Source organism: Nocardia sp. NPDC050717, assembly GCF_040654275.1.
Lineage (GTDB): Bacteria > Actinomycetota > Actinomycetes > Mycobacteriales > Mycobacteriaceae > Nocardia.
Genome location: NZ_JBFAHR010000035.1, coordinates 1 through 8,376, shown reverse-complemented (window position 1 = coordinate 8,376; position 8,376 = coordinate 1). Strand labels below are relative to the sequence as shown.

Sequence of the window (8,376 nt, the reverse complement as noted above, 5' to 3'; positions counted from 1 at the left end):
ATCTGGCCCGCGGTGAAGTACTTCCCCGAGCTGTTCTTCACGATGATCCTCGGCGGCGAGGAACCGATCGATCACCTGCAGAAGTCGCTGCTGCGGGGCGGGGTGAACCTGCATCCGATGGTGCATCGGGTGATGCAGATCCATGTGGCCGAGGAGGCCAGGCACATCTCGTTCGCGCACGAATACCTGCGCAAGAACGTGCCGTCGATGCATCCGGTCACCAAGACCGCGCTGTCGGTGGCCTTCCCGATCGCCATGCGGGTCATGCTGTCGATGATCGCGACGCCGCCGAAGGAGTTCGTCGAGAAGTTCGACATCCCCGCCGAGGTGATGCGCGAGGCGTACTGGGGCAGTCCCGAGTCGCAGACCACCATGCGCGACGTGTTCGGCGACGTCCGCGCCCTCGTCACCGACACCGGCATGATGAACCCCCTCGCCAAGCTGACCTGGCGTCTGCTCGGCATCGGCGGCCCCGCCTCGCGCTACCGCAGCGAGCCGGCGCGCCGCATCGCCTGAGCCGATGATCCCCGCCGGGCCGGTCGTCACCGACCGGCCCGATCGACCACTGGAGACCTTTCCGTTGACTGCCGAGCACACCCCGCCGCGCGCCGAGAGCTGGCCCGCCCCCACCACGGCGCTGCTGCCTGACGACGACCCGTTCTATCGACCGAACGAGGACTACGCCCAGCACGCGCCCGGCACCGTGCTGCGCTGGCGGCCGATCGAGCTCGCGGCCTTCGGGCTGATCCCGTTGCGGGTCACCGCGTGGCAATTGCTGTACCGCACCAGCGATCTCAACGGCAAGCCCGACGCAGGCGTGACCACCGTGATCGCCCCCGCGGGTGGCACCGCGCCCGGAACGCCGCTGCTGTCGTTCCAGTGCGCCATCGACGCCGTGTCCTCGCGAGGCTTCCCGTCCTACGGGCTCCAGCGCGGTTCACGAGCGATCGGCACCTTCGCCCATGTGGAGCTGCTCTGTTTCGCCGACGCCCTGACCAGGGGCTGGGCGATCTCGATCCCCGATCACGAGGGCATGCTCGGCGCGTGGGGCGCCCCGCGCGAACCCGGCTACCGCGCGCTCGACGGCGCGCGCGCCGCGCTGGCCTTCGGCCCGCTCGGCCTCGACTCCACGGCGCAGGTGGGCCTGTGGGGCTATTCCGGTGGCGGACTCGCCACCTCGTGGGCGGCGGAGACGGCGCCCACCTATGCTCCCGAACTCGACATCATCGGCGCGGTCCTCGGCTCGCCGGTGGGTGATCTGGTCGCGACCTTCCACCGGCTCAACGGTGGGCTGCACGCCGGCCTGCCGACGCTGGTCGTCGCCGCGCTGCGCCGGGTGTATCCGGCCTTCGACGCGGTCCTCGGCGCGCATGTGAACGAGGCGGGGCTGGCCGTGCTCGACCGGGCCGCCACCTCCAGCACGGGCGCCACCGTGTTGCGCCTGGCGCGCTACAACGTGGAGCGCCACATCAGCATCCCGCTGGCCGAGCTGCTCGCGCTCGAGGAGATGGCCGCGGTGTTCGCCGACGCCGAGCTGGGCACCTCGGCCCCCGAGGTGCCCATGCTGGTGGTGCAGGCGGTGCACGACCAGATCATCGCGAGCGACGACATCGACGCGCTGGTGGAGCGCTACCGTGCGCACGGCGCGCATGTCACCTACCTGCGGGACCGGCTCAGCGAGCACCTCACGCTACTGGCCCTCTCGACGCCACTGAGCCTGAACTGGCTGGCCGACCGTTTCGCCGGCGCGCCGGTGACGCCCTCGGAGACCAGGACGGTGTGGAGCGTGCTCGGCCTGCCCGCGGGCCGCCGCGGACTCCTCGAGCTGGCGCATGCCGCGCTGCGGGTGCTCTTCGCCCGGCCGATGCCCGGATCGGCGACCCGGCCCGTCCCCGATGCCGATCTCGGCACGGACCGCCGCGCGGCCTGAGCGCACCCCCCCGGACACGCCCGATCCCGTTGCGCCACCGGCACAACGGGATCGGACGGTGCCGCGCTCAGCTGACGGCGGCCGCCGAACCGTGCAGCTTGCGCAGCTCGTGCTTGACCACCTTGCCGCCGGCGTTGCGCGGCAGCGCCTCGACGATCACGAGCCCCTTGGGGTGCTTGTACCTGGCCAGGTGCGCGTTCAGGTGCGGTTCCAGCGCCGCCAGGTCGAGTTCGTCCTCGCCCTCGACCGCGACGATCGCGATCGGCACCTCGCCCCACTTGTCGTCGGCGCGCCCGATCACCGCCGCCTCCCGGATCCGGGGATGCGCGAACAGGACGTTCTCGACCTCGGCGCAGTAGATGTTCTCGCCGCCGGAGATGATCATGTCCTTCTTGCGGTCGACGACGTAGACGAAGCCCTCCTCGTCGACCCGCACCAGATCGCCGGAGTGGAACCAGCCGCCCGCGAAGGCGTCGGCGGTGGCGCGCGGGTTGTTCCAGTACTCGCGCATCAATGTCGGTCCGCGGTAGACGATTTCGCCGATCTCGCCGGGCGCCACGTCGTTCATCTCGTCGTCGACGACGCGGGTGGCGATGGTGGGGATCGGCTTGCCGACCGAGCCGAGCTTGCGGATGGCGTCCTCGCCGTCGAGCACGCAGGTGATCGGTGACATCTCGGTCTGGCCGAACACCGCGACGTTGAGCGCGTCGGGGAAGGTCTCGGCCATCGCCCGCAGCACGGTGTCCGACGCGGGCGCCGCGCCCCAGGAGATCACCCGCAGCCGCAGATCACGCTGTGCCACCGTGGGATCGGCGCACACCACCTGCCACTGCGCGGGCACGAGGAACACCGAGGTGGCGCGCTCGCGCTCCCAGGCGTCGAGGACCTCGGTCGCGTCGAAGGCGGTGAGCGGATGGATCACCGTCAGCGCGCCCAGCACGAAACAGGCCGCGACGCTGCCCAATCCGGCGATGTGGAACAGCGGCGAGGCACAGAAGGCGATGTCGTCGGCGCCGTAGCGCATGGCCCGGATACAGGTGAGGGCCTGCGAGTTCATGTTCAGGTGGGTCAGCACCGCGCCCTTGGGGTTACCGGTGGTGCCCGAGGTGTACATGATCAGCGCGGCGGAATCCTCCGGCACGTCGACCGGCTCGTGCGGGGCCCCCTCCTCGGCGAGCAGGTCGTCGTAGCCGAGCATCCCCTCGCAGGTGCCGACCCCCACCACGATGCGGGTGTCGAGGCCGCCGGTCTGCTCGGCCACCGCGGTGACCAGCGGGGCGAACATGGCCTCGGTGATGATCGCCGTGGCGCCGCTGTCGGCGACCAGGTAGCCGATCTCGGGCGGGGTGAGCCGGAAGTTCACCGGCACCGCGATCGCGCCGAGCGTGTTGATCGCGAAGACGGATTCGATGTACTCGGTGTTGTTGAGCATCAGGATCAGCACGCGATCACCCGCGCCGATCCCGCGCCGGGACAGGGCGTCGGCCAGGCGCCCGACCCGCTCGTGCAGTTCCCGCCAGCTCGTCGTCTTGCCGAGGTAGCGCAGCGCGGGCGCGTCCGGGATGGCGGTGGCGTGGATCGCGATCTGGTTCATCCAGTGATTGCGTCGCGAGCGCATCGGTTCTGCGGCAGTGGACATGTCGTCTCCTCGAAAGTGCTAGGCCGGGTCGGCGATCGGGCTCGGCGCACCCGCGAACTGCGGTGCGCGGCGGGTGAGCATCGCGGTCATGCCCTCGAGGAAGTCCGCGGAGGTGAGCAGTTCCACCTGGCCGATCTTCTCCGTGGCCAGCGCGGAGTCCAGGCCGGGCAGGGTGGCCGCGTTCAGGGCGGCCTTGGTGAGTTCGAGCGCGCGCCGTGGGCCGGCCGCGAGCTTGGCGGCGACCGTCCCGACCAGTTCGTCGAGCTCGGCGGCGGGCACGCTGCGGGTGATCAGGCCGGCGGCGGCGGCCTCGGCGGCGGGCAGCCTGCCGCCGAGCAGCGCCATCTCCGCGGCCCTGGCGCGGCCCATGGCGGCGGCGACGATCGCCGTCGCGCCACCGTCGGGCATCAGGCCGATGGAGGTGAACGGCAGCAGCAGGTAGGCGTCCTCGGCCGCGTAGACGAGGTCGGCGGCCAGGGCGAGCGAGGCACCGACACCGGCGGCGGGCCCGTTGACGCGGGCGATCACCGGCAGCGGAGAGTCGATGATCGCGCGCACCGCGGCGTTGGCGGTGTCCATCACCAGCTCGGGGGAGGCCTCGTTGCCGCCCGCCGCCGCTGCCGCCGCCAGATCGGCGCCGGTGCAGAATGCCTTGCCCGCGCCGGTCAGCACGATCACCCTGGTCTCGGGCCGGTCCGCGGCCGCGCCGATCACCTCGGCCAGTTCGGCCATCGAAGCCAGGTCGATGGCGTTCAGGCGGGCCTGGCGGTCGATCGTGACGCGCAGAACGCCGCGTTCCTCGTTGACGTGGATGCTCTCGCTCATCACGCCACCACCGTCACGACCGAGCTCGCCAGCCGCTCGGCAATGAGCGCCTCGGCCTCGCGGACCATGCGCGAGACCAGCTCGGCGCAGGTCGGGATGTCGTGGATCAGGCCCTGGCACTGGCCGACGCTCCAGATGCCCGCGTCGACGTCGCCGTTCTCGTAGACCTTGCGCCCGCGCGCGCCCGCGACGAGTTCGCGCACGTCGTCGAACGTGCCTCCGCCGCGTTCGATCTCGACGACCTGGCGGCTGACGGCGTTGTCGGCGACCCTGGCGGTGTTGTTCATCGTGCGGAAGATCAGCTTGGTGTCGAGCTCGGTGTTGGCGACGATCTTCTCCTTGACCGCGTGCGCGATCGGCGACTCGACCGTACAGAGGAATCGGGTGCCCATGTTCACCCCGTCCGCGCCCAGCGCCATCGCGGCGACCAGGCCCCGCGCGTCGGCGATGCCGCCGGAGGCGATCATCGGGATCTCCAGTTCGCGCGCCGCCGCCGGGATCAGCACCAGGCCGGGCGTGTCGTTCTCGCCGGGGTGACCCGCGCATTCGAAGCCGTCGATGCTCACTCCGTCGACACCGACCTGCTGCGCCTTGAGCGCGTGCCGGACGCTGGTGCACTTGTGCAGCACCTTGATCCCGGCGTCCTTGAGGAACGGCAGGTGGGTGGCCGGATTGCCGCCGGCGATCTCCACGATCGGGACGCGGGAGTCGATGATCGCCTGCCGGTACTCCTCGTACGGCGGCGGCGTGATCGACGGCAGGATCGTGAGATTCACGCCGATGGGCTTGTCGGTGAGATCCCTGGCCTTGGCGATCTCCTCGCGCAGGGCCTGCGGCGTCGGCTGGGTGAGCGCGGTGATGATGCCGAGACCACCCGCCTCGGAGACCGCGGCCGCGAGTTCGGCTCGGCCGACCCACATCATCCCGCCTTGCACGATGGGGTGTTCGACCCCGAACGCCTCGGTGAACCGGGTGCGCAACATCGCGCCCTCCCTTTCGGATCCGATGTTCCCGCAGGCCGCCACCGGTGGGGGCAGCCCTTTGCAACTTGCGAGAACCGTGATTAACTTATCGAGAATTGTGATTAACTTAATGGCGGTCGGCGCGGACTGTCAACAGTTCGCGTGACACGCGGAACCCCGCGCATGTCCCGACCTGGACGCATCAGTCGCCGAGCTAGTCGAAGGAAGGTCGAGAATGACCGAAACCCCCACTACCGCACCCAATTCTGCGAAGATGGTGAGCACCGTGAACCCTGCCACCGGGGAGCCGGTCGGCACCTGGGCGGTCGACGACGCGGCCGCCGTTGCCGCCGCCGTCGCGCGTGCTCGGACCGCAGCGCGGACTTGGAGTGAACTCGGGTTCACCGAGCGGAAGCGGGCACTCCTACGCTGGGCCGCGGGCATCATCAATAACATCGACGAGTTCTGCGAGCTGATCAAGGCGGAGAACGGCAAGCCGCTCGAGGACGCCTACCTCGAGGTGATCACCGCCGTCGAGCATCTGAACTGGGCGGCCAGGAACGCGCCGAAGGTACTCGCGCCCAAGAAGGTCTTTCCCGGCCTGATGATGGCCAACCACGAGGCGGTGATCGAGCAGCGGCCGCACGGCGTGGTCGGCGTGATCGGGCCGTGGAACTATCCGGTGTACACGCCGAACGGCTCCATCGCCTACGCGCTGGCCGCGGGCAACACCGTGGTCTTCAAGCCGAGCGAGTTGACCCTCGGTGTCGGGCACTGGCTCGCCGACGCCTTCACCAAGGCCAATCCAGCGTTGCCCCAGGGCATCCTGAGTGTCGTCAGCGGCGACGGCGAGACCGGTCGCGCGCTGGTGGAGTCCGAGGTCGACATGATCGCCTTCACCGGTTCCACGGCCACCGGCAAGAAGATCATGGCCGCGGCCGCGCAGCGGCTCACGCCGGTGGTCCTCGAATGCGGCGGCAAGGACGCGGCGATCGTCGCCGAGGACGCCGATGTCGCGGCGGCCGCGGACGCGATCGTCTGGTCGGCGATCGCCAACTCCGGGCAGACCTGCGTCGGCACCGAGCGGTGCTACGTGGTGGATTCGGTGCTCGACGAGTTCGTCGGCGAGGTCACCAAGCGGGTGGCCGACCTGAAGCCGGGCTCGGGGCCCGACGCCGCCTACGGCCCGATGACGCTGCCCGCCCAGGTCGACATCGTCACCGAGCACGTCGAGGACGCCCTGGCCAAGGGTGCGACGGCGATCGTCGGCGGCCGCGACTCGATCACCGCGCCGTTCGTGAGCCCCATCGTGCTGCTCGACGCCCCCGAGGATTCGCTGGCCGTCGCGGAGGAGACCTTCGGACCCACCCTCACCATCCGCGGTGTCCGCGATGTGGAGGAGGCGATCCGGCTGTCGAACGCCTCGCGCTACGGCCTGGCCTCGACGGTGTTCTCCCGCAAGCGCGGCATGGAGATCGCCCGGCAGCTGCGGGTCGGCGCCACTTCGGTGAACAGCCCCGCCGCCTACGCCGCGATTCCCGCGCTGCCCTTCGGCGGGGTGGGGGAGTCCGGGATCGGCCGCATCCACGGCGCCGCGGGCCTGCTCGGCTTCACCCGGCCGCATTCGATCGCCCGGCAGCGCTTCGTCGTCCCCGGCATGGCGTTGCTGTCGTTCGCCCGCACCGAGTCGACGATGTCGATGGTGCGCAAGCTCACCGCGCGCCGCTTCGGCCGCGCGAAGTAGACCCGTTCATCCACCCCGACACCGAAAGCAGAGGGACACATCCATGGGCGTCGAATTCAGCCCGGAACAGCAGGATTTCGCCACGGCGGTCGCCGCGTTCGCCAAGCGCGAGGCGGGCACCAGGGAGAAGCGCGACGCGCTCACCCACCACGATGCCGAACAGCACAACGCCGAGGTGTACGGCAAGATGGCCGAACTCGGCTGGCTCGGCCTGACCGTGCCGGAGGAGTACGGCGGCTCCGACGCCTCGATGGTCGACATGTGCATCCTGCTCGAGGAGAGCCTGCGCGGCATGCTGCCCATCGGCGCCATCGGCCCGACGCTGATCACCGGCGGCGCCTACGCCAAGTTCGGCACCGAGGCGCAGAAGGACGAGGTGCTGCGCGGCATCGTTCGCGGTGCGTCGCAGTCGATCTCGATGTCGGAGCCCGAGGCCGGGTCCGACGTCGGCGCGCTCACCACCCGCGCGGAGAAGACCACCGACGGCTGGCTGATCAACGGCCAGAAGACCTGGTGCTCCAACGCGCACATCTCCGAGAACATCCTGCTGGTCGCGCGCACCGACCGCAGCGGCGGCAAGCACGAGGGACTCACCATGTTCCACGTGCCCGCGAACACGCCGGGTCTCAAGATCAGCCCGATCGAGCTGATGGGCAACCAGAAGGAGACCAACGACCTGTACTTCACCGACTGTCTGCTCCCCGAGGACGCGGTCGTCGGCGAGGTGGGCAACGGCTGGCGTCAGCTGATGACGGGCCTGAACTTCGAGCGCCTGATTCTGGCCGCGATGAGCCTCGGCGCCGCCGAGCGCGCCTTCGAGGACACCCTGCAGTTCATCAGCGAGCGCAAGCAGTTCGGCAGGCCGATCGGCTCCTTCCAGGCGCTGCGGCACCGGATCGCCGATCTCGCGACCGAGATCGAATGCACCAAGCTGCTGGTCTACAGCGTGGCCGCGGCGGTGGACGCCAACCCCAGCAAGACGTTCGCGCGCGAGGCGTCGATGGCCAAGCTCAAGGCCACCGAGACCTCCAAGCAGGTCGCGCTGGCGGGCATGCAGATGATGGGTGGCTACGGCTACGCCAGGGAATTCGACATGGAGAAGCACGTGCGCGGCGCGCTGGTGTCGACGATCTTCGGCGGGACCAGCGAGATCCAGCGCGACATCATCGGCAAGACGTACGGGCTCTGACAGGGCGGCATGAACCAGGACACCCGCTGCACCGGCACCCAGGACCACGGCCTGGACAAGGCGCTCGACAACGAGCTGATCGCCCAG

At 69.9% G+C, this 8,376-nt stretch carries 7 protein-coding genes; 4 read left to right on the top strand and 3 right to left on the bottom strand.

What is annotated here, in order from left to right; translation table 11 throughout:
• Together AB0H56_RS31870 and AB0H56_RS31865 are read left to right on the top strand one after the other, a co-directional pair.
• On the top strand, nucleotides 1-516 hold a 516-nt coding region (locus AB0H56_RS31870), incomplete at its 5' end, for a diiron oxygenase (protein ID WP_357170528.1).
• Between the two features lie 4 nt (nucleotides 517-520).
• Entirely contained in the window at nucleotides 521-1,930 is a 1,410-nt protein-coding gene (locus AB0H56_RS31865) for a lipase family protein (RefSeq protein ID WP_357170525.1), read from the top strand.
• Between the two features lie 67 nt (nucleotides 1,931-1,997).
• On the opposite strand, the gene fadD5 is transcribed toward AB0H56_RS31865, so the two are convergent.
• The 3 genes from fadD5 to AB0H56_RS31850 are packed head-to-tail and all read right to left on the bottom strand — an operon-like array spanning nucleotide 1,998 to nucleotide 5,377.
• Entirely contained in the window at nucleotides 1,998-3,569 is a 1,572-nt protein-coding gene (fadD5, locus tag AB0H56_RS31860) for a fatty-acid--CoA ligase FadD5 (protein WP_357170522.1), read from the bottom strand.
• 18 nt (nucleotides 3,570-3,587) lie between these two features.
• Nucleotides 3,588-4,394, bottom strand: a complete 807-nt coding sequence (locus tag AB0H56_RS31855) for an enoyl-CoA hydratase-related protein (protein ID WP_357170519.1) — start codon at nucleotides 4,392-4,394, stop codon at nucleotides 3,588-3,590.
• The gene (locus AB0H56_RS31850) at nucleotides 4,394-5,377 is read right to left on the bottom strand and encodes a nitronate monooxygenase (RefSeq protein WP_357170516.1); all 984 of its coding nucleotides are present in this window, start codon (nucleotides 5,375-5,377) and stop codon (nucleotides 4,394-4,396) included. The genes AB0H56_RS31855 and AB0H56_RS31850 overlap by 1 nt, the downstream gene beginning before the upstream one ends.
• A gap of 253 nt (nucleotides 5,378-5,630) precedes the next feature.
• On the opposite strand from AB0H56_RS31850, the gene AB0H56_RS31845 reads away from it, so the two are divergent.
• Nucleotides 5,631-7,100 carry an aldehyde dehydrogenase family protein gene (locus tag AB0H56_RS31845; RefSeq protein ID WP_357170513.1) on the top strand — a complete coding sequence of 490 codons (1,470 nt, stop codon included), beginning with the start codon at nucleotides 5,631-5,633 and terminating at the stop codon, nucleotides 7,098-7,100.
• A gap of 43 nt (nucleotides 7,101-7,143) precedes the next feature.
• Nucleotides 7,144-8,289 carry an acyl-CoA dehydrogenase family protein gene (locus tag AB0H56_RS31840; RefSeq protein WP_357170511.1) on the top strand — a complete coding sequence of 382 codons (1,146 nt, stop codon included), beginning with the start codon at nucleotides 7,144-7,146 and terminating at the stop codon, nucleotides 8,287-8,289.
• Nucleotides 8,290-8,376: the final 87 nt, after the last annotated feature.

Coding starts and splice junctions, on each gene's coding strand:
- AB0H56_RS31865 (WP_357170525.1), top strand. CDS start 521: ATGATCCCCGCCGGGCCGGTCGTCACCGACCGGCCCGATCGACCACTG.
- AB0H56_RS31845 (WP_357170513.1), top strand. CDS start 5,631: ATGGTGAGCACCGTGAACCCTGCCACCGGGGAGCCGGTCGGCACCTGG.
- AB0H56_RS31850 (WP_357170516.1), bottom strand. CDS start 5,377: ATGTTGCGCACCCGGTTCACCGAGGCGTTCGGGGTCGAACACCCCATC.
- AB0H56_RS31840 (WP_357170511.1), top strand. CDS start 7,144: ATGGGCGTCGAATTCAGCCCGGAACAGCAGGATTTCGCCACGGCGGTC.
- fadD5 (WP_357170522.1), bottom strand. CDS start 3,569: ATGTCCACTGCCGCAGAACCGATGCGCTCGCGACGCAATCACTGGATG.
- AB0H56_RS31855 (WP_357170519.1), bottom strand. CDS start 4,394: ATGAGCGAGAGCATCCACGTCAACGAGGAACGCGGCGTTCTGCGCGTC.